We start from the raw sequence: 18,665 nt of genomic DNA on the forward strand, positions 1-18,665 counted from the left end.
TGCGGATTGATGACTGCATCACGACAAAGATGTTTCAATAAAAATTCACCATCGTGACTGAGACACAGCAATCATCGAATGTGTAAGTGCGATCTATCCCGCTCATTGTCAAGCAATGCGGATGCGACTATACGGGTTTTGATTTGAACGGCCTTTGTCATGACGACGATGGAGCGGGCGATGGACGCCACACCGGCGGTGAAACGGTACCGCAGCATCTTCATTTCCGACGTTCATCTGGGAACGCGGGGGTGCAAGGCCGACTATCTCCTGGATTTTCTCAAGCACAACGAATCGGATCATCTGTTCCTGGTCGGTGACATCGTCGATGGCTGGCGGCTGAAAAAGGGCTGGTACTGGCCGCAAACCCACAACGACGTCGTGCAGAAGATCCTGCGCCGGGCGCGCAAGGGCGATCAGGTCTATTACGTCCCCGGCAACCACGACGAAGCGGCGCGCGACTATTGCGGCCTGCAATTCGGCGGGGTCCATGTGGTGGACGAATGGATCCACACCACCGCCGACGGCCGCCGCCTGCTGGTGATCCACGGCGACCAGTTCGACGCGGTGGTGCGCTACGCCAAATGGCTCGCCCTGCTGGGGGACCACGCCTATGTCGTGCTGCTGCAACTGAACACGGTGTTCAACTGGGCGCGGCGCAAGCTGGGGTTCCGCTATTGGTCGCTGTCGGCCTACCTGAAGCACAAGGCGAAAACAGCGGTCGAATTCATCGGCAAATTCGAAGAGGCGCTGGGCGACGAGGCCCGCCGCCGCAAGGTGGACGGCGTCGTCTGCGGCCACATCCACACCGCCGAGATCCGCGACATGGAAGGGATCCTCTATTGCAACGACGGCGACTGGGTCGAATCCTGCACCGCTTTGGTCGAGCACGACAACGGCGTGTTGGAGATCATCCACTGGGCGGAAGCCATGGCGCAACGCACAGCGGTGAAGGCGGCGGCGTGAACATCCTCATCATCAGCGACGCGTGGCACCCGCAGGTGAACGGCGTCGTCCGCACCATCACCACCGTGCGCAGCGAGTTGGAGGCCATGGGCCACACGGTGGAGGTGATCGGCCCCGACCGCTTCCGCACCCTGCCGATGCCCTCCTACCCGGAAATCCGGCTGGCCATCGGGGCCAAGCGGTCGCTGTGGCGGATGATCGAGGCGTTGCGGCCCGATTGCATCCACATCGCCACCGAAGGGCCGCTGGGCTTCGCCGCCCGCTCCTATTGCCTGAAGCATGGCAAGCCCTTCACCACCGCCTACCACACCCGTTTCCCCGAATATGTCCGCGACCGCGCGCCGATTCCGCTGATTCTGTCCTACGCGGTGGTGCGGCGCTTCCACAAGCCGTCCTCGGCGGTGATGGTGGCGACCCAGACGATCGAGGACGCGCTGGTCGGGCGCGGCTTCGCCAACATCAAACGCTGGACGCGCGGCGTGGACACCGAGCTGTTCCGCCCGCGCGACAAGGGCTTTCTCGACTTGCCGCGCCCGGTGTCGATGTATGTCGGGCGGGTGGCGGTGGAAAAGAACCTGGAGGATTTCCTCAAGCTCGACCTGCCGGGAACCAAGGTGGTGGTCGGTGACGGCCCGGCGCGCGAGGAGTTGCAGCGCAAATACCCCGGCGTCCATTGGGCCGGGGCCAAGCATGGCGAGGATCTGGCCCGCCATTACGCCGCCGCCGACGTGTTCGTTTTCCCCTCGCGCACCGACACCTTCGGTCTGGTGCTGCTGGAGGCGCTGGCATCCGGCGTGCCGGTCGCCGCCTACCCGGTGCCGGGGCCGCTCGACGTGGTCAACGGATCGGGCACCGGCGTGCTGGACGAGGATTTGAAGCGCGCCGTCGAAGGGGCGCTGACCATCCCCGCCGACAAATGCCGCGACTACGCGCTGGGCTACTCCTGGCGACGGTCGGCGGAACAGTTCCTGTCCAACCTGCGACCGTTTTCGTAAGACCGGGTCGGCACGCCCTTCCCCATCGCGCCGACCGGGCGGGCGTGCTACTCTGCGCACGCTCGCGCTGCCGGTCTGGTCCGGCGGCGTGTTCGTTGTCGTCACGTTTCTGTCGCCGAGCCGCATGCTGCACACCCTTTATCGCGGCCTGACCACCATCGCCGGGCCGGCGGTTCGCTTGTACCTCGACCGTCGCCGGGCCGTCGGCAAGGAGGATTCCGCCCGTCAGGCGGAACGCTTCGGCGTGGCCTCGCGTCCGCGCCCCGATGGTCGGCTGCTGTGGATCCACGCCGCCAGCGTGGGGGAGGCGAATTCGGTCCTGGTCCTGATCGACCGGCTGCTGGCTCAAGACCACGACCTGACCGTGCTGATGACCACCGGCACGGTGACGTCGGCGGAGTTGATGGCCCGGCGGCTGCCCGCGCGCGCGATCCATCATTACGTCCCGGTCGATCTGCCCGGCGCGGTGGATCGCTTCCTCGACCATTGGCGGCCCGACGCCGTGCTGTGGACGGAATCGGAGATCTGGCCGAATCTGCTGGCGGGCATCCGCGCCCGCGCCATTCCGGCGGCGCTGATCAACGCGCGGATGTCGGAACGCTCCTTTCGCCGCTGGCGCAACGCGCCGGGCTTTGCCGGGGCGCTGCTCTCCACCTTCCGCGTCACCCTGGCGCAGACGGCGGGCGACGCCGACCGGTTGCGCCGCCTGGGCGCGCCCGGTGTTGCCAGCGTCGGCAATCTGAAATTCTCCGCCGAACCGCCGCCCGCCGCCAGCGCGCCGATGGCCGCGCTGTCCGCCGCGCTGGACGGCCGCCCGCTCTGGCTGCTCGCCAGTTCCCACCCCGGCGAGGACGACATCGCGGCGGAGGTGCACCGCGCCCTGTCCCCCGCCCTGCCCGACCTGCTGACCGTCGTCGTTCCCCGCCACGCCCACCGGGGGGAGGCCATCGCCGCCCTGATGGAAGGCCAAGGGCTGCGCGCCGTCCGCCGTGCCGATGGCGGACTGCCGGGGCCGCAGGATTCGGTTTATGTCGCCGACACCATGGGCGAGCTTGGCCTGTTCTACCGCGCCGCCCCGGTGGTGTGCATGGGCGGATCCTTCGTGCCGCACGGCGGGCAGAATCCGGTGGAACCGGCCCTGTTGGGCTGCGCCGTGCTGTATGGCCCGCACATGTTCAATTTCGGCGAGATCACCCACATGCTGGAAGCGGCGGGCGGATCCCTGCCGGTGGCCGACGCCGGAGCACTCGTCACCGCCACCCGCCGCCTGTTGACGGATGAGCGAGCCCGCGCCCGGATCGTCGCCGGGGCCGCCCGCGTGACCGACGACAACCGCCGCATCGTGGACCGCGCGCTGGACGCCCTCGCCCCCGTCTTGGGCGCGGCGGGCATCCGGTCCGCCGCCTGATCGGGGAGACGCAAGAGGGTGCGCACCCCGGCTTTCTGGTACCGCCCCCCGGGTCTGGCCGCCGCGCTGCTGTCGCCGCTGGGCGCGCTCTATGGCGTGGCCGGGCGGCGGCGCTGGGCAACGGCCACGCCGCAGCGGGTGACGGTCCCCGTCCTGTGCGTCGGCAATCTGGTGGCGGGGGGCGCTGGCAAGACGCCGGTCGGGTTGGCGCTGCTCGCCGCGCTGCGCGCGCGCGGCGTGGCGGCGCACGCGCTCACCCGTGGCCATGGCGGGCGGGAAACCGGGCCGCTGCGCGTCGATCCCACCCAACACAGCGCCGCCGATGTCGGGGACGAGGCGCTGTTGCTCGCCGCCGCATCCCCCTGCTGGGTGGCGCGCGACCGCGCCGCCGGGGCGCGGGCCGCCGTGGCGGCGGGGGCCGGGGCCATCGTGATGGACGACGGTTTCCAGAATCCCGGCCTGCACAAGGACGCGTCGCTGATCGTCGTCGATGGTGCGGTTGGCTTCGGCAACGGGCGGCTCGTTCCCGCCGGGCCGCTGCGCGAGCGGGTGCGCGATGGCGTGGCCCGCGCCGACGCGCTGGTCATCATCGGACCGGACCGGGCCGGGGTCGCCGCGTTGACCGCCTCTCTGACCCCCGGCCTGCCGGTGCTGGGCGCGCGGCTGGTCCCGGATGCGACGGGATTGGCGCTGACCGGACGCCGCGTTCTCGCCTTTGCCGGGATCGGTCGCCCGGAGAAGTTCTTCGCGACGCTGGAGGAGCAAGGGGCCGATCTGGTCGGGCGCGTCGCCTTCGCCGATCATCACCCCTACCGGGCGGCGGAGGTCGCGGCGCTGCTCGACCGCGCCGCCGCGTTGGACGCCCTGCCCATCACCACCGCCAAGGACGCGGTGCGCCTGCCCGCCGATCGGCGCGCCCGCGTCGCCGTGCTGCCGGTCGCCATCGCCTGGGACGATCCGGCGGCGCTGGACCGGGCCGTGCTGGATCGACTGCTCGATCATCCATCGTTGAAGGGAGGCTCGCATGGCGAAGCCGCGTAGCCCGCTCGTCACATGGCTGACCCGCCGTGTCGCCCACCCGCTGGAGGCCCTGTTCGTTCACGGTGTCCACCGGCTGTTCCGCGCCCTGCCGCTCGACCGCGCGTCGGCGCTGGGCGGATGGATCGGGCGGGCGGTGGGGCCGTGGCTGCCCGGCACCCGCACCGCCCGCCGGAACCTGACCCGCGCCTTTCCCGGCAAAACGGCGGCGGAGATCGACGCGATTCTGCGCGGCATGTGGGACAATCTGGGCCGGACCATCGCCGAATACCCCCATTTGGAGGAGATCGGGCGCGAGCGGGTGGAGATCGTCGGTGGCGAGCATGTGGACTCCATGCGCGACGATGGCCGCGCCGGGATCATGGTGGCCGGCCATCTGGCGAATTGGGAGGTGCAATCCGTCGTCTCCCGCCTGCGCGGGTTGAAGCTGGCGGTGGTCTACCGCGCGCCCAACAACCCGGCGGTCGGCAAGCTGCTGGTGGAGCTGCGCGGGGCCGCCAGCGACATCCAGATCCCGAAGGGGGCCGACGGCGCGCGAATGCTGCTGCGCGAACTGGCGGCGGGTCGGCACGTCGGCATCCTGTTCGACCAGAAAATGAACGACGGCATTCCGGTCCCGTTTTTCGGTCGCAACGCGATGACCGCCCCTGCCGCCGCGCAGTTGGCCATCCGCTTCGGCGTGCCGCTGTCCTTGGCCCTGACCGAACGGCTGGATGGCGCACGCTTCCGCGTCACCGTGCTGCCTCCGTTGGAACACCCGTCCAGCGGCGACCGCAACGCCGACGCGCGGATTGTCATGGAACGGCTGAACCGGATGCTGGAGGATTGGGTGCGCGACCGTCCGGCGCAATGGCTGTGGCTGCACCGCCGCTGGCCGGACTGACCTCCTCCTTTTCACACCGGACACCCCCGCCATGCCGCTCGACCCCCATCTGTTCCAACTCTATCTGGTCGCGGTCGCCGTGCTGGTGCTGGCACCGGGGCCGGATTTTCTGCTGGTGCTGACCCGCAGCGTCGCCGATGGCCGCCGGGCCGGGGTGGTCGCCACGCTGGGCATTTCGCTGGGCAACGTGATCCACGCACTGTTGGCCGCCATCGGCGTGTCGGCGCTGATCGCCGCGTCGCCCGCTCTGTTCGACCTGCTGCGCTACGCCGGGGGCGGCTACCTCGCCTGGATCGGCGGACGGTCGCTGTGGAGCGCGCTGACCAGCCGGAACGCTGACGCCGGGGAGAGCGCCGGGGTGGCGCGCGCCGACTCGGTCCGGCTTTCGGCCGTGTTCACCCAGGCGCTGTTGACCAACATGCTGAATCCCAAGATCATCCTGTTCCAACTGGCCTTCGTTCCCCAGTTCGTCGCGCCGGAACTGGGCCATGTCGCCGTGCAGATCTTCCTGCTGGGCAACGTCATCACCGTTCTGGGCTGCTGTTACCTGATCGGAGTCGCGGCGTTGAGCGCCGGAACGGCCCGCCGGGTGTTGGCCAGCCAACGGATGAAGACGGCGTTGGACGGGCTGGCCGGGGTTCTGTTCCTTGGATTTGCCGTCCGCCTGCTGTTGACCGAACGAAAGTTCGCCTGACCTCAAGCGCTTGCGCCCTTGGCCCCGACGGCGGTGTGGACGTGGCGGCGTCGCGGTGTCATAGTGCGGCCCGCATTCGACCGGCCGTCCCCGCTTGGGGGCGGAACAGCTTCCCCGAATCCGCGAGCGACGATGACCGAGCCTATCTCCCTGTTCACCAGACTGGCGAACATCCACATCCAATTCGTGACGTGGCGCCGGGGCGCCAAGGTCGGCAGCGACCGTTTCGGCAACGTCTATTACCGCAGCAAGACCACCCCGGCGGGCGCGCGCGAGCGCCGTTGGGTGATCTACGCCGGTGAGCCGGACGCAACGAAGATTCCGCCGGAATGGCACGGCTGGCTCCACCACACGGTCAAGGATCCTCTGCCCGAAGGCTCCAGCGGCTTCCACAAGCCGTGGCAGAAGGAGCATCTGCCCAACCTGTCCGGTTCGACCCAGGCGTACCGTCCGCCCGGCCACGCTTTGGCCGGCGGTCAGCGCGTCGCCGCGACCGGCGATTACGAGCCTTGGACTCCGGCCTGATTGGCCGGACTCCGCAGCAGGATCATCCCATGCGTCGGAACGTGATCGAAACCGTGCTGGGTGGCGTCGTCCTCGTCGCCGCCGGCGTCTTCCTGGCCTTTGCCTACAAGAGCGCGGATCTGCGCAAGGTGCAGGGCTATGAGGTGACGGCCAATTTCTCCAGCATCACCGGCTTGCAAAACGGCTCCGACGTGCGGATCAGCGGCGTGAAGGTCGGCAACGTCGTCGGCCTGACGTTGGATCCCAAGAGCTTTCAGGCGGTCGTTCGCCTGGCCATCGACAACACGGTCAAGCTGCCGAAGGACACGGCGGCGGTGATCGCGTCGGAAAGCCTGCTGGGCGGCAAGTTCCTGTCGCTCGAACCCGGCGGCGATCCGGACATGATCAAGCCGAACGGGCGGATCGAGTTCACCCAGAGCACGCCGGGCCTGGAACAGCTTCTGGGTCAGGTCATCTTCTCGCTGCAAAGCATGGGCAAGTCCGGCGACGCCAACAGCAACGCCGGGGCGCAACCGCCCAAGCTGTGAGCGCGCCATCCGCATCGCTGTGAAGACAGGGGCCGCAAGGCCCCTTTTTCATGCCCGCGCTGTGCAGGATGGATCCGATCCGATTTGATTTCGGAATCGGAACAATACGTGGAAAATCATGTTTGATATGATTTCAAAACAAATTCACTCCGCTCAACAAACCCGCGTGCAGCCCTGCCCCGTTCCGCACCCCATGGACGGCGGCGCGCTTCCGGGATAGAAGGCGGGACCGATCCGATCACACCACGAAAGCGATCCGACGTGACGACGTTTTCGACGCTCCTGCCCCGGTTGGCCGCCGTTGCGGCTTTGGTTGGGGCCACCCTGCTGTCCGCCCCGCCGACCGCCAACGCCGCCGCCAAGCCGGAACAGATGCTGTCCCGCCCCGGTGCGAAGCTGCAATGGCTGGACAAGGTGACGGCCCGGACCTCCACCTTCACCATCGCGGTGGGGGAGACCAAGGCGATGGGCAGCCTGCGCATCACCCTGCGCGCCTGCCGGGAAAACCCGCCGATCGAGCCGCCGGAGGCCGCCGCCTTCCTGGAAATCACCGAAATCAAGCCCGGCGAACAGGCCGAGGCCGCCTTCAGCGGTTGGATGTTCGCCTCCAGCCCCGGCCTGTCGGCGATGGAAAACGCCATTTACGACGTCTGGGTCCTGTCCTGCACCGCGTCCTGACCCGGCATCCGCACGCAGCAAAAAGCCGCCGCTGATCCCAGCGGCGGCTTTTGTCGTTTCGGCACCGTTATGAAAGCGGGCCGCCCGTCACTCGACCGGGGCCGCAATCGTCGGGTTGGTGCCCACGGAGGTCGCCAGATAGTCATCGACCTGCGCGGCCAGATCGTCGGTGCGGTTGGCGAAGAAATGGCTCGCACCCGGAACGACCCGGTGGTCGATGCGGATGTCCTTCTGGTGCGACAGCTTCGTCACCAGTTTCGTCACCGCCGCCGCCGGGACCAGTTCGTCCCGGTCGCCGTGGATGATGAGACCGGAGGACGGGCACGGGGCCAAAAAGGAAAAATCGAACATGTTCGCCGGGGGGGAGACCGAGACGAACCCGTCAATCTCCGGCCGCCGCATCAGCAATTGCATGCCGATCCACGCGCCGAACGACACCCCGCCGACCCAGCAGACCGGGGCGTTGGGGTTGTGCGTCTGCAACCAATCCAGCGCGGCGGCGGCGTCGGCCAACTCCCCCTCGCCCTTGTCGTAGGTGCCCTGGCTGCGCCCGACCCCGCGAAAGTTGAAGCGCAGGGCCGAATAGCCGCGCTTGATGAAGGACTGGAACAGGGTGAAGACCACCTTGTTGTTCATCGTCCCATTGTGCTGCGGAAGGGGGTGCAACAGCAGCGCGATCGGGGCGTTCGGCTGCTTGCCATGGGTGTAACGGCCTTCCAGGCGACCGGCGGGACCGTTGATGAGCACTTCAGGCATGGGAGCGACGATCCTGACGCGAACGAAGGGTTGTCGAAACAGCCGCAGGGCCGGAAACCGGCCCCAACGGCGCGTTAACGGGGTTTCCCGTCACGGAGTGGGGTTTTTCGGCACACAATACTTGACCGCTGTGGTTGGTCATCCTATATGCGTCGAATGGTCCTCCGGGGCAACCCGCGCGCCCCGCCTCCGTGGTTGGGCCGCTGTGCGGCGTCCGTCCCTGGGGGCCAAGCGGCTGGACTCCTGCGAAAGATCGCTCTTTCAGCAAGAGGGCGGACTATACCACGGCGGGTGATGGCGTGTTCAAGCATCTTCGCGAAGAGATCGACGGGATCCTGGCCCGCGACCCCGCCGCGCGCTCCCGGTTGGAGGTGGCGTTGTGCTACCCCGGCCTGCACGCCCTGGTGCTGCACCGTCTGGCCCGCCGCGCGCGCGACGCCGGGCTGCATCTGCCCGCCCGGCTGATTTCCCACCTGGCCCGTGCGTTGACCGGCATCGAAATCCACCCCGGGGCCACCATCGGCCGCCGCGTCTTCATCGACCATGGCATGGGCGTGGTCATCGGCGAAACGGCGGAGATCGGCGATGACGTCACGCTCTATCACGGCGTGACGCTGGGCGGCACCTCGCTGAACCATGGCAAACGCCATCCCACGCTGGGCAACGGCGTGATCGTCGGCGCCGGGGCGAAAATCCTGGGGGCGATCACCATCGGCGCTGGGGCGCGGGTCGGGGCCAACGCCGTGGTGGTGGCCGATGTCGCCCCCGGCGCGTCGGTCGTCGGCATCCCGGCCAAGCCGGTGACGGCCTCCGCCAGCGCCACCGCCCTGCCCGGCAACACACCCGCCTTTCTGCCGTATGGCACCCCCTGCGGCGACCTTCCCGACCCGATGGCGCGCGCGCTGTCCGGCCTGCTCGACCAGATGACGGCGCTGCACGCCCGTGTGGCCGAGTTGGAGGCCGCCGCATCCCCCCACACCAGCCCCCCACCCCACCGCAACGGCGGAACCGGGGACGTTCAAGGAGACACGCGATGAGATTGAGCACCAAGGGACGCTACGCCGTGATGGCCATGGTCGATCTGGCCGCGACCAGCCAGGGCAGCCCGGTCGCGCTCGCCGACATCGCCGAGCGGCAGGAAATCTCCCTGTCCTATCTGGAACAGCTCTTTGCCAAGCTGCGCAAGGGCGGCCTGGTCAAGAGCGTGCGCGGCCCCGGCGGCGGCTATCTGCTCGCTCATCCGGCCGACGAAACCCGCGTGTCCGACATCATCCTGGCGGTGGACGAGCCGATCCGCACCACCCGTTGCGCCAACGGCACGCCGCAGGGCTGCCGGACCAACCGCTCGCGCTGCCTCACGCATGATCTGTGGGAAGAGTTGGGCAACCAAATCCACATGTATCTCAGCTCCGTCACCATCGCCGATGTGGTGGAACGGCGGATCATCGGAACCAGCGGCCTGTCGCTGCCCCGCGCGATCCTGCCCGACGGTGTCCTGCCCGACGGCGACGCCGCCGTCGCCGCCGAGTGACGTCGCTGCACCGTGGTCCATCCGTGATGGGAACGCCCCGATGACCACCCTTGGACCCGAGCGGATCTATCTGGATCACAACGCCACCACCCCGCTGAAACCGGCGGTGCGGGACGCGATGATCCAGGCGATGGATCTCGTCGGCAACCCGTCGTCGGTCCACGCCTTTGGCCGCCGCGCCCGCCGGGCGGTGGAGGACGCGCGCGCCGCCGTCGCCGCCCTGGTCGGGGTCAAACCGGCCCAGGTGCTGTTCACCGGCAGCGGGACGGAGGCCAACAACATGGCGCTGCGCGGCTTTCCCGGCCGCCGCGTCCTGACCTCCGCCATCGAGCATGAGTCGGTGCTGGCCGCCGTGACCGACGCCGACCGCCTGCCGGTGACGCCCAGCGGCGCGCTGGCGCTCGACGCGCTGGCCGAAGCGCTGGAGCGGGTCGAGCCGAACCGGGCGCTGCTGTCGCTGATGGTCGCCAACAACGAGACCGGCGTGCTTCAGCCGGTGGCCGAGGCCGCCGCGCTGGCCCGCGCGCGCGGCGCGCTGGTCCACGCCGATGCGGTGCAGGCGGCGGGGCGGTTGCCGCTGTCGCTGCCCGCCCTGGGCGTCGATCTGCTGACCCTGTCGGCGCACAAGCTGGGCGGACCGGCGGGGGTCGGCGCGATGATCCTGGCCGAAGGGCTGGAACCCGACGCGCTGGTGCGCGGCGGTGGGCAGGAAAAGCGCAAACGGGCGGGAACCGAAAACCTGCTGGGCATCGTCGGCTTCGGGGCCGCCGCCCGGTTGGCGCGCGCGGAGTTGCCCGCCGCCGCCACGCTCGCCCCCCTGCGTGACCGGTTGGAGCGCGAGGCCCTGGCCGCCGCGCCGTTGGCGCGGGTGATGGGGGCCGACGCCCCACGCGTGCCCAACACCAGCTGTCTGGTGCTGCCCGGCCTGTCGGGGGAAACGCAGGTGATGGCGCTGGATCTGGCCGGGGTGGCGGTCAGCGCCGGGTCGGCCTGTTCCAGCGGCAAGGTCAAGCCGTCGCATGTGCTCGCCGCGATGGGGGCGGACGCGGCCAGCGCCTCGTCCGCCATCCGCGTCAGCCTGGGTTGGACCAGCGACGACGCGGCGGTGGACCGCTTCCTGGCGGCGTGGAGCGCGCTGGCCCGCCGGAGCGTGGCGGCATGAGATCCCGGGCGGCGTGAAATCCCGCATTGCGCCCGGCGGCGGTTCTGGGTATGACGCGGCTGGAGCACCGACGCATGGCCTGTCGCGTGGCCTGTCGTCTTGGCGTTTTGGTGGACCGCACGCATGACCCGTTCCGAATCCGGCCCGTCCAGCGGCGGCCCCAACGCCCCCGATCCTTGCGGCCCCGGTCCTTGCGGCCAGTGCGGGGCGGTGGTCGGCGCGCGCGCCATGTTCTGCCACGCCTGCGGGGCCGTGCTGCCGCCCGCCCCGCTCGATCCCTTCACCCGGTTGGGGTTGGAACGCCGCGCCGATCTCGACCCGGCGCGCGTCGCCCGGCAATACAGCGGCTTTGCCCGCGCCTTCACCGGTGACCGTTTCGCCAACCGGGACGAGGCCCAGCGCGCCAACGCCCGCGCCCAACTGGCGGCGTTGGACGACGCGCTGGCGACGCTGACCGACCCGGCCCGCCGCGCCCGCGCGCTGAAGGCGCTGGACGAGAGCACCGGCGCTCCCGCCCCGACCACCCCCTGACCCCACCCCCGCCATCCAAGAAGAAACGAGGATAGCCATGCCGAAGATGACCTTCATCGAAACCGACGGTTCCCGCCGCGAGGTCGAGGCCCCGTTGGGCCTGTCCGTGCTGGAAATCGCCCACAAGAACAGCCTGGATCTGGAAGGGGCCTGCGAAGGCTCGCTCGCCTGCTCCACCTGCCACGTCATCATCGAGCCGGAATGGTTCGACGTTCTGCCCGACGCGGCGGAGGACGAGGAAGACATGCTGGATCTCGCCTTCGGCCTGACCAAGACCTCGCGTCTGGGCTGCCAGATCATCATGACCGAAGAGCTGGACGGCCTGGTCGTCCGCCTGCCCAGCGGCGCGAACAACGCCTCCAAGGGCTGACGCTTCGGGACAGAGGGCGGGTTGACGCCGCCGCCCGGCGGTCAAATTTGGCTTTGACCGGTTCCGGTGGCACCCCGCCCCCATCCCACAACGCGCCCGTTCCCACCGCCGGGGGCGGCGCGGTTTCGACGGTGAACGTCATGAACTCCCTCGGTCTTGCCAAACGCCCCCAGGACACCCGCGTGGTGGTCGCCATGTCCGGCGGGGTGGATTCCTCCGTCACCGCCGCCATGCTGCGGGAGGAGGGCTACGACGTCGTCGGCATCACCCTGCAACTCTACGATCACGGTCTGGCGGTGATGAAGGCCGGGGCCTGCTGCGCCGGTCAGGACATCTACGACGCCCGGCAGGTCGCCGACCGCATCGGCATCCCGCATTATGTGCTGGATTACGAGGGGCGCTTCTCGCAGGACGTGATGGATGATTTCGCCGACAGCTACCTGCGCGGCGAAACCCCGATCCCCTGCGTGCGTTGCAACCAGCGGGTCAAGTTCCGCGACCTGCTGAACACCGCGCGGGAACTGGGGGCCGAAGCGCTGGCGACCGGCCATTACGTCCGCCGTCTGGTCGGCGCGCAGGGGGCCGAACTGCACCGCGCCGTCGATCCGGCCAAGGACCAGAGCTATTTCCTGTTCGCCACCACGCGCGAGCAGTTGGAGTTCCTGCGCTTCCCGCTGGGCGGCCTGACCAAGCCGGAAACCCGCGCGCTGGCCGAACGCCACGGGCTGGAGGTGGCGAGCAAGCCCGACAGCCAGGACATTTGCTTCGTTCCCGATGGCGATTACGCCGCCGTCGTCGCCAAGCTGCGCCCAGGCTCGGTCGAGCCGGGCGAGATCGTCCACATCGACGGCCGCGTGCTGGGACGGCACCAGGGCGTCGTCCATTACACGGTCGGCCAGCGCAAGGGCTTGGGCATCGGCGGCATCAAGGGCGAGGACGAGGCGCTCTACGTCGTCCGTCTGGAGCCGGGGCAACGCCGCGTCGTCGTCGGCCCGCGCCGCGATCTGGCCCGCTCCGTGGTGATGGTGCGCGAGGTCAATTGGCTCGGCCCCGACCGGCCCATCAGCGCCGGAGCCGAAGGCATGGACGAGAGCGCGGGCCTGCCGGTGTCGGTCAAGCTGCGCTCCGCCCAACCGCCCGCCGCCGCCCTGTGGCACCGCACCGGCCCCGACAGCGCCCGGGTGGAGTTGCTGGAACCGCAGCACGGCGTGGCCCCCGGCCAGGCCTGCGTCGTCTATCAGGGCGACCGTGTTTTGGGCGGCGGCTGGATCGCCGGAACCGCTGCGTGAAAAAATCAAAAAAGTGAAATCGGGCGCTTGACAAAAAACCGCCCCCTATTCTATAGAAGCGGCCCGGCCGGAAACGACCGGACAGGATGGTGGCCACGATGGCAGCGTAGCTCAGTGGTAGAGCAGGGGAATCATAATCCCTTGGTCGGGGGTTCAAATCCCTCCGCTGCTACCATCATCCGGTCCAACCGACCGACGCGCAAACCCCGCTCAGAGCGCTCTGAGCGGGGTTTGTTGTTTTCAGGCGTTTCCGGTGCCGATTTTCAGGGGGCCGGCTTCACCAGATCGCGGTAGGCGTGCCAACTGGCGTGGCCGATCAGCGGCAGGGCCACGATCAGACCCAGCATCGCCGTGGCTAGGCCGATGCCGGTGATCAGCACGATCAAACCGGCCCACAGCGCCATGGCGCGCGGGTTCTTCACCACGGCGACAAAGGACACCAGCGCCGCCGCGAACACGTCCTCCTGCCGGTCCAGCATCATCGGCAGGGCGGTGACGTTGGTGACGAAGGCAACGGCGGCGAAGGCAAAGCCCAGCGCGGTGACGAACAGGGTGAAGGCCATCCCGTCGAGCGTCAGGGTCTGGGCGAGCAGGCTCGACAGGCTCATCGACACGTAGGGGAAGAACAGCGCGAAGGCGATGACGTTCAGCCGGATCCAGATCATCATGAACAGCATCAGCACCAGCCCCGCCGTCAGAATGTGATAGGGGTTGGCCCGCCACGCCGTCAGCGCCCGCCACAGGCTGGGCCGACGCCCCTCCTCCACATCCTTGGACATCTGGTAGAGGCCGAGCGTCAGCAACGGGGCCACCAGAAGGAAGGCCCCGATCATCGGGGCGATCAGATAGGCCATGCCCGCTTCGGTCAACCCCACGGTCAGGCCCAGCCCGATGGCGACGAACATCGCGCCGTAGGTCAGGCTGACCCAGCCCGCCGCCCGCAGATCGGCCCAGCCCAACCACAGCCAGCCGACCACCTGGGCCGGTGTGACCGTGCGCACCCGATGTTCGTAGGGCAGCGCGCCGTAACGGGGGGAGGCGGAATCGTCGGTCGGTCGCAGGTCGGTCATCGGGCGTCTCGTCCACAGGCCGCAGGGTCTGTTTATAGGAGCGGAAAGCGCGACGCCGGGGAAGAGAAAAAGTTCAGGATTCAAACTGTCCGTAACCAAAGTCATATACAGTCAGGATGAATGCGCTCCGCTTGGCCCCATCGGATCTCAGGCCAGCCGCGCCAGCACCGCCCGCCAAAACGCCGCTGGCGACAGGGCGGCCCGCACATGGTCCCGCCCGCGCTGGGCGATGGCGCGGGCCTCCTCGGGGTGGTCGCGGTAGTAATGGGCCTTGGCCGCAAGGTCGGCGGCGTCGGTGAAGGGAACGTAATGCTCCATCGGTCGCAGCCAATGGGCGGTCGCCGGGTTGTCCTGCTCCAGCAGCAGGGTGCCGGAGAGCAACGCCTCGAACACCCGGCCTTTGACGTGGGGAACCCCGCCGGTTTGGCTGAGCGGCAGGTTGATCGTCATTTGCGACCGCCGCAGCGCGTGGGCGTAATCCTCCAAGCTCAGGGGCGCGTCGCCGCGCTGCCCCCCGGCGATGTGGAGGGACAGACCGGCGGCCTGCGCCTCGGCCAGGAAGGCCGCACGGGCGGCGCGGACCTGACCGACAAAGCTCACCACCCAATCGCGCGGGCCGCCATCGTCGAAAAAACGGGTGGGATCGACCGGCGACCACGCCCCCAACACCGGCCAGCCCGGCAAGCGCGCCTGGGCCAGCGGTTGCGGCAGATCGAGCGACACCACCAGATCGACCAGCCCCTCCAGCGGCCAGACCGGGGCCAGCCCCCAATCGTCGGCCATGTCATAGAGCGTGACCGCCAGCGCGAAGCCGTGCGCCCGCTTCAGCCGGGCCAGCGTCGCCGCGCTGGGGTCGAGCGCGGTCAACAGCCCGTTCACCTGCGGCGACAGCATCACCACATCGGGATCGACCTCCGCCACCGCCCGTTCGATCAACCGGTCGATCGGCAGACCATGGCCGCGCGCCAAATCATCGACAAAGACCCCGACCGACGCGCCGGGCGTGCAGGCCTCCCGCCCGTCGATGGTGAAGATCATGCAATTGGACTCGCCCCGCCGAGGATCGAGCAGGAACCAACGCTCGCTGACGAACAGGATGACCGGCTCGGTTCGCCGCCCGCGCGGCGGCAATGGGATCGGGCAGCCGCGTTCCGGCGACCAGCCCAACGGGTGCGGCGGCGCGTCGTCCGGCCCCAGACCGGCGCGGATTTCGGCCAACAGGGCGCGGCAATAGCTGGCGCTGGCCAGATCGGGGCGGCCCACCGCCTCGTAGCTTTTCTGCAAATCCTGGTGGAAGACCGGAACGAAGGGGTGCAGCGCGGTGGCCCGTTCCAACAGCGGGATGGAGGCCGGAGCCTGCCCGGCCTGACGCAGGAACACCCCCAACAGGCGCAGCGCGTTGTGGTTGGCCGGGTTGACGCCCAGCAGACGACGCAGCAGCGTCACCGCCCTCAACGCCCGGCCCGCGTGGTGGCAGGCGATGGCGGCGTCGATGACGTCCTGTTCAACCAACCCCGGTTGGCCGGGGGTTTGGGGAGAGGCTTGATCCGTCACGCTGGGCGGCTCCGCAAGGCAAGGGCGTTGGCACTGTGCCGGACCCGCCCGCCCCGCTTCAAGCCTTACAGGCCCCGCCCTCTCCCATCGGTGGCGGCGATCACCCCAGCGCGATCTTGAGCGCCAGCGGAATCAGCAGACCGGCGAACAGCCGTTTCAGCAGCGCCCCCGGCAAGCGCGACGACAGCCGCGCGCCCAGCGGCGCGCACAGGGCGCTCGCCACGCCGATTTCCAGCAGGGCCGGGATGTGCAGATAGCCGATCTGCCCCGGCAGATCGACGCCGTCGCGCAGGCCAAGCCCGGTGTAGAGCAGTGCGCCTGCCACCGTCACCGGCAGGCCGATGGCGGTGGAGGTGGCGACCGCGCGGACCATCGGATGCCCGCGCCCGCTGAGAAAGGGAACCATCAGCACGCCGCCACCCGCGCCGATGAAGCTGCCCGCCAGCCCGATCGCCGCCCCGCCCAGCCGATAGCGGGTGGTGGAGGCCGCCGCCGGGGCCGCCGCGCCGGACGTCGCCCCGCCGGTCAGCATCCGCCACGCCGTGTGCAGCAGGAACAGCGCCACCAACAGGCGCAGGGCGCTGGCGGGCAATTGGGTGGCGACCACGCCACCGACCACCACCCCGGCCAGGCTGGCCGGAACGGTGACGCGAAACACCGGCCACAGCACATTGCCCATGCGGTGATGCGACAGCACCGACGCCACCGAGGTCAAGGCCACCACCGCCATCGAGGTGGCCAGCGCCGTCAAGGGCGCATCCGCCGTCGGCACGCCCAGCCAGGGCAGCACCAGGGTCAGCAGCGGCACGGCGATCAAGGCCGTTCCCACCCCCAACGCGCCCAGCATCAGCCCACCGGCCACGCCGCCAGCGACAAAGATCAAGGCCCCAACCATGACGCGCCCCTTCCCCCGGTGTGCGGGAGCGTCACTTTAACGAAGGGAGGGGACGGCGGCAGCGAAAAAGCCGGTCACAGGCCCAGCCGTGACCACATCAACCGCTCCTCCACCGCCGCGACGGCGGCGGCGGGCAAGGCGTCGGCCAGCGCCGTGCCCGCGTTCGTTCCCGCGTTCGTGCCGGGCAAGGCAGTGCCGAAGCCCAGCTTGCCCCGGAACCACCCGCGCTCCGCCTCCACCACCCGCAGGCGCACCTTGTCGCCGTAGCGGCCGCGCAGCACGCCGCGCAGGTCGCCCAGCCCGTCGATCAGGCCCAATTCCTTGGCCTTGCGCCCGGCCCAGAAGGCCCCGGAGAAGAGTTCGGCCTCGTCGCCCACCAGCCGCGACCCGCGCCGTTCGCGGACCAGCGCCTTGAACGCGTCGTGCACGTCGGCTTGCAGGCTTTTCAACCGCTCCACCCCGTCCGCCCGCTCCGGCGAGAAGGGGTCGAGCAGCACCTTGTTTTCCCCGGCGGTGTAGAGCCGCCGCTCAATGCCGTGGCGGGCGATCAGCTCGTGCAGGCCGAAGCCGGAGGACACCACGCCGATGGAGCCGACGACCGACGCCTCATCGGCCCAAATCTCGTCGGCGGCACAGGCCAGCCAATAGCCGCCCGACGCCGCCGCGTCCTCGCAAAAGGCCAGGACGGGGATCTTTTTTTCCTCCGCCAGCGCGCGGATGCGCTTGGCGATCAAGGCCGACTGCACCGGCGACCCGCCGGGGGAGTTGACGATCAGCGCCACCGCCGCCTGCTCCTTCGGCGCGAAGGCGCGCTCCAGGATCGGCGCCAGCGCGGCCAGCGTCAGGCCGGGGCGCAGCGCGCCCCCCGCCCCGATGATCCCGGACAGCCGGACGACGGACACCAGCGGCCCGGCGTTGCGCCAGGGGCCGAAGGGCAGCTTCTTCAGAAGGGAATTCACGCTCATGGCGCACATGTGGGGTGTGGCGACCCGCCTGTCAAAGCCTCTCGCAGCCTGTCACGGCGTCAACGCGCCCGCGTCCCGCAAAATCCGGTCGGCCTCGGCGCTGTAGGAGCCATCCTCCCGGTGCACCACCAGCCCCGCCGTCAACCGCAACGGCGTGTTCACGCCCTTGCGGGCGCTGACCAGCACGCGTTTGGCCTCCTGCCCGGCCTTGGGCCACAGCGGCACGATGACCACAGCGCCGAAGCGCCCGCGCAGGGCGTCCAGGATGTCGTCCAGCCGGTCGGCGCGGTGAACAAGCGTCACCACCCCGCGCGGGGTCAGCATGGCGTGGGCGAAGCGCAACCAATCGGCCAGCACCGCCGCGCCCTCCACATTCGCCGCCGCCTTCCAGGGGTCGGGCGGCGGGCTGGCCCGACCGGCGCGCAGATAGGGCGGGTTCATCATCACCCGGTCGAAGGAGCCGGGGCGCAGATCGGGCGGCGGATCCAGCAGATCGCCGTGAAGGACCGCCACGCGCCCGTCCATCCCGTTCAGCGCGGCGTTGCGGCGGGCGAAGGCAACGGCGTCGGCGCGCTGTTCCAGCCCGACCAGCGTGGCGTCCGGCGCGCGGGCGGCGAGACACAACGCCGCAGCCCCGGTGCCGGTGCCGACGTCCAACACCCGCTCGCCCGGCGCGGCGGCGGTGATGGCGGCGAGGAACACCGGGTCGATGGCCGCGCGATAGCCCCCAGCGGGCTGCACCAGCCGCACCCGGCCGTTCAACAGAAAGTCGGTGGGCAACAGGAAATCCGTGGGTGTCGCCGCCGACTCCGGGGTCGGTGCGTCGCC

General features: G+C 69.4%; 21 protein-coding genes and 1 tRNA gene. 16 read left to right on the forward strand and 6 right to left on the reverse strand.

Features of this window, described 5'->3' with window-relative positions; genetic code table 11:
- Positions 1–159 precede the first annotated feature (159 nt).
- The 9 genes from EJ903_RS01455 (at position 160) to EJ903_RS01495 (ending at position 7,714) form a co-directional block, all read left to right on the forward strand.
- The gene (locus tag EJ903_RS01455) at positions 160–966 is read left to right on the forward strand and encodes a UDP-2,3-diacylglucosamine diphosphatase (RefSeq protein WP_246015075.1); all 807 of its coding nucleotides are present in this window, start codon (positions 160–162) and stop codon (positions 964–966) included.
- A complete protein-coding gene (locus tag EJ903_RS01460; protein WP_126611410.1) occupies positions 963–1,961 on the forward strand; it encodes a glycosyltransferase family 4 protein in 999 nt (332 codons plus the stop codon). Before EJ903_RS01455 ends, EJ903_RS01460 begins: the two co-directional genes overlap by 4 nt.
- Positions 1,962–2,085: 124 nt before the next feature.
- Entirely contained in the window at positions 2,086–3,369 is a 1,284-nt protein-coding gene (locus EJ903_RS01465) for a 3-deoxy-D-manno-octulosonic acid transferase (protein ID WP_126611412.1), read from the forward strand.
- A gap of 18 nt (positions 3,370–3,387) precedes the next feature.
- Positions 3,388–4,410, forward strand: a complete 1,023-nt coding sequence (gene lpxK / locus EJ903_RS01470; RefSeq protein ID WP_126611414.1) for a tetraacyldisaccharide 4'-kinase — start codon at positions 3,388–3,390, stop codon at positions 4,408–4,410.
- Positions 4,394–5,290 (forward strand): lysophospholipid acyltransferase family protein, encoded by an 897-nt coding sequence (locus EJ903_RS01475; protein ID WP_126611416.1) that lies wholly within the window; start codon positions 4,394–4,396, stop codon positions 5,288–5,290. The genes lpxK and EJ903_RS01475 overlap by 17 nt, the downstream gene beginning before the upstream one ends.
- 31 nt (positions 5,291–5,321) lie before the next feature.
- A complete protein-coding gene (locus EJ903_RS01480) occupies positions 5,322–5,984 on the forward strand; it encodes a LysE family translocator (RefSeq protein ID WP_126611418.1) in 663 nt (220 codons plus the stop codon).
- A gap of 132 nt (positions 5,985–6,116) precedes the next feature.
- On the forward strand, positions 6,117–6,509 hold the full coding sequence (locus tag EJ903_RS01485) for an NADH:ubiquinone oxidoreductase subunit NDUFA12 (RefSeq protein ID WP_126611420.1): 393 nt from the start codon (positions 6,117–6,119) through the stop codon (positions 6,507–6,509).
- Between the two features lie 29 nt (positions 6,510–6,538).
- The gene (mlaD, locus tag EJ903_RS01490; RefSeq protein WP_126611422.1) at positions 6,539–7,036 is read left to right on the forward strand and encodes an outer membrane lipid asymmetry maintenance protein MlaD; all 498 of its coding nucleotides are present in this window, start codon (positions 6,539–6,541) and stop codon (positions 7,034–7,036) included.
- A 261-nt stretch (positions 7,037–7,297) separates the two neighbouring features.
- A complete protein-coding gene (locus EJ903_RS01495) occupies positions 7,298–7,714 on the forward strand; it encodes a DUF2155 domain-containing protein (protein ID WP_246015076.1) in 417 nt (138 codons plus the stop codon).
- 87 nt (positions 7,715–7,801) lie between these two features.
- Here the strand turns inward: EJ903_RS01495 and EJ903_RS01500 are convergent, their stop codons facing one another.
- Positions 7,802–8,470 carry an alpha/beta hydrolase gene (locus EJ903_RS01500; protein WP_126611424.1) on the reverse strand — a complete coding sequence of 223 codons (669 nt, stop codon included), beginning with the start codon at positions 8,468–8,470 and terminating at the stop codon, positions 7,802–7,804.
- A 299-nt stretch (positions 8,471–8,769) separates the two neighbouring features.
- Here EJ903_RS01500 and cysE point away from each other — a divergent pair, with 299 nt between their 5' ends.
- The 7 genes from cysE (at position 8,770) to EJ903_RS01535 (ending at position 13,528) form a co-directional block, all read left to right on the forward strand.
- Positions 8,770–9,507: a serine O-acetyltransferase gene (gene cysE / locus EJ903_RS01505; protein ID WP_126611426.1), complete on the forward strand. Its 738-nt coding sequence runs from the start codon at positions 8,770–8,772 to the stop codon at positions 9,505–9,507.
- Positions 9,504–10,001, forward strand: coding sequence for an Rrf2 family transcriptional regulator (locus tag EJ903_RS01510; RefSeq protein WP_126611428.1), 498 nt, complete (start codon positions 9,504–9,506; stop codon positions 9,999–10,001). Before cysE ends, EJ903_RS01510 begins: the two co-directional genes overlap by 4 nt.
- Positions 10,002–10,041: 40 nt before the next feature.
- Entirely contained in the window at positions 10,042–11,163 is a 1,122-nt protein-coding gene (locus EJ903_RS01515) for a cysteine desulfurase family protein (RefSeq protein ID WP_126611430.1), read from the forward strand.
- Between the two features lie 123 nt (positions 11,164–11,286).
- Positions 11,287–11,694 (forward strand): hypothetical protein, encoded by a 408-nt coding sequence (locus tag EJ903_RS01520; protein WP_126611432.1) that lies wholly within the window; start codon positions 11,287–11,289, stop codon positions 11,692–11,694.
- Positions 11,695–11,731: 37 nt separating this feature from the next.
- Entirely contained in the window at positions 11,732–12,064 is a 333-nt protein-coding gene (locus tag EJ903_RS01525) for a ferredoxin family 2Fe-2S iron-sulfur cluster binding protein (protein WP_126611434.1), read from the forward strand.
- A 140-nt stretch (positions 12,065–12,204) separates the two neighbouring features.
- Complete coding sequence (mnmA, locus tag EJ903_RS01530; protein WP_126611436.1) at positions 12,205–13,353, forward strand: tRNA 2-thiouridine(34) synthase MnmA; 1,149 nt, start codon at positions 12,205–12,207, stop codon at positions 13,351–13,353.
- Between the two features lie 100 nt (positions 13,354–13,453).
- Positions 13,454–13,528: transfer RNA gene (locus tag EJ903_RS01535), tRNA-Met, on the forward strand.
- 88 nt (positions 13,529–13,616) lie between these two features.
- Here EJ903_RS01535 and EJ903_RS01540 read toward each other — a convergent pair.
- From EJ903_RS01540 to EJ903_RS01560, 5 genes are all read right to left on the reverse strand, one after another.
- Entirely contained in the window at positions 13,617–14,423 is an 807-nt protein-coding gene (locus tag EJ903_RS01540; protein ID WP_126611438.1) for a DUF2189 domain-containing protein, read from the reverse strand.
- Positions 14,424–14,570: 147 nt separating this feature from the next.
- Complete coding sequence (locus tag EJ903_RS01545) at positions 14,571–15,977, reverse strand: glycosyltransferase (protein ID WP_126611440.1); 1,407 nt, start codon at positions 15,975–15,977, stop codon at positions 14,571–14,573.
- A 100-nt stretch (positions 15,978–16,077) separates the two neighbouring features.
- A complete protein-coding gene (locus EJ903_RS01550; RefSeq protein ID WP_126611442.1) occupies positions 16,078–16,872 on the reverse strand; it encodes a sulfite exporter TauE/SafE family protein in 795 nt (264 codons plus the stop codon).
- Between the two features lie 74 nt (positions 16,873–16,946).
- Complete coding sequence (locus EJ903_RS01555) at positions 16,947–17,837, reverse strand: S49 family peptidase (RefSeq protein WP_126611444.1); 891 nt, start codon at positions 17,835–17,837, stop codon at positions 16,947–16,949.
- Between the two features lie 51 nt (positions 17,838–17,888).
- Positions 17,889–18,617, reverse strand: a complete 729-nt coding sequence (locus tag EJ903_RS01560; RefSeq protein WP_246015078.1) for a tRNA1(Val) (adenine(37)-N6)-methyltransferase — start codon at positions 18,615–18,617, stop codon at positions 17,889–17,891.
- Positions 18,618–18,665: the final 48 nt, after the last annotated feature.

The sequence above is a fragment of the Azospirillum griseum genome (assembly GCF_003966125.1).
Classification (GTDB): Bacteria; Pseudomonadota; Alphaproteobacteria; order Azospirillales; family Azospirillaceae; genus Azospirillum; species Azospirillum griseum.

Bases quoted from the DNA above. Each gene is read 5' to 3' on its own strand.
- EJ903_RS01540 (WP_126611438.1), bottom strand. From the start codon at position 14,423: ATGACCGACCTGCGACCGACCGACGATTCCGCCTCCCCCCGTTACGGC.
- EJ903_RS01480 (WP_126611418.1), top strand. From the start codon at position 5,322: ATGCCGCTCGACCCCCATCTGTTCCAACTCTATCTGGTCGCGGTCGCC.
- EJ903_RS01465 (WP_126611412.1), top strand. From the start codon at position 2,086: ATGCTGCACACCCTTTATCGCGGCCTGACCACCATCGCCGGGCCGGCG.
- mlaD (WP_126611422.1), top strand. From the start codon at position 6,539: ATGCGTCGGAACGTGATCGAAACCGTGCTGGGTGGCGTCGTCCTCGTC.
- mnmA (WP_126611436.1), top strand. From the start codon at position 12,205: ATGAACTCCCTCGGTCTTGCCAAACGCCCCCAGGACACCCGCGTGGTG.
- EJ903_RS01520 (WP_126611432.1), top strand. From the start codon at position 11,287: ATGACCCGTTCCGAATCCGGCCCGTCCAGCGGCGGCCCCAACGCCCCC.
- EJ903_RS01515 (WP_126611430.1), top strand. From the start codon at position 10,042: ATGACCACCCTTGGACCCGAGCGGATCTATCTGGATCACAACGCCACC.
- EJ903_RS01510 (WP_126611428.1), top strand. From the start codon at position 9,504: ATGAGATTGAGCACCAAGGGACGCTACGCCGTGATGGCCATGGTCGAT.
- EJ903_RS01525 (WP_126611434.1), top strand. From the start codon at position 11,732: ATGCCGAAGATGACCTTCATCGAAACCGACGGTTCCCGCCGCGAGGTC.
- EJ903_RS01555 (WP_126611444.1), bottom strand. From the start codon at position 17,837: ATGAGCGTGAATTCCCTTCTGAAGAAGCTGCCCTTCGGCCCCTGGCGC.
- EJ903_RS01475 (WP_126611416.1), top strand. From the start codon at position 4,394: ATGGCGAAGCCGCGTAGCCCGCTCGTCACATGGCTGACCCGCCGTGTC.
- EJ903_RS01455 (WP_246015075.1), top strand. From the start codon at position 160: ATGACGACGATGGAGCGGGCGATGGACGCCACACCGGCGGTGAAACGG.
- EJ903_RS01500 (WP_126611424.1), bottom strand. From the start codon at position 8,470: ATGCCTGAAGTGCTCATCAACGGTCCCGCCGGTCGCCTGGAAGGCCGT.
- EJ903_RS01550 (WP_126611442.1), bottom strand. From the start codon at position 16,872: ATGGTTGGGGCCTTGATCTTTGTCGCTGGCGGCGTGGCCGGTGGGCTG.
- EJ903_RS01485 (WP_126611420.1), top strand. From the start codon at position 6,117: ATGACCGAGCCTATCTCCCTGTTCACCAGACTGGCGAACATCCACATC.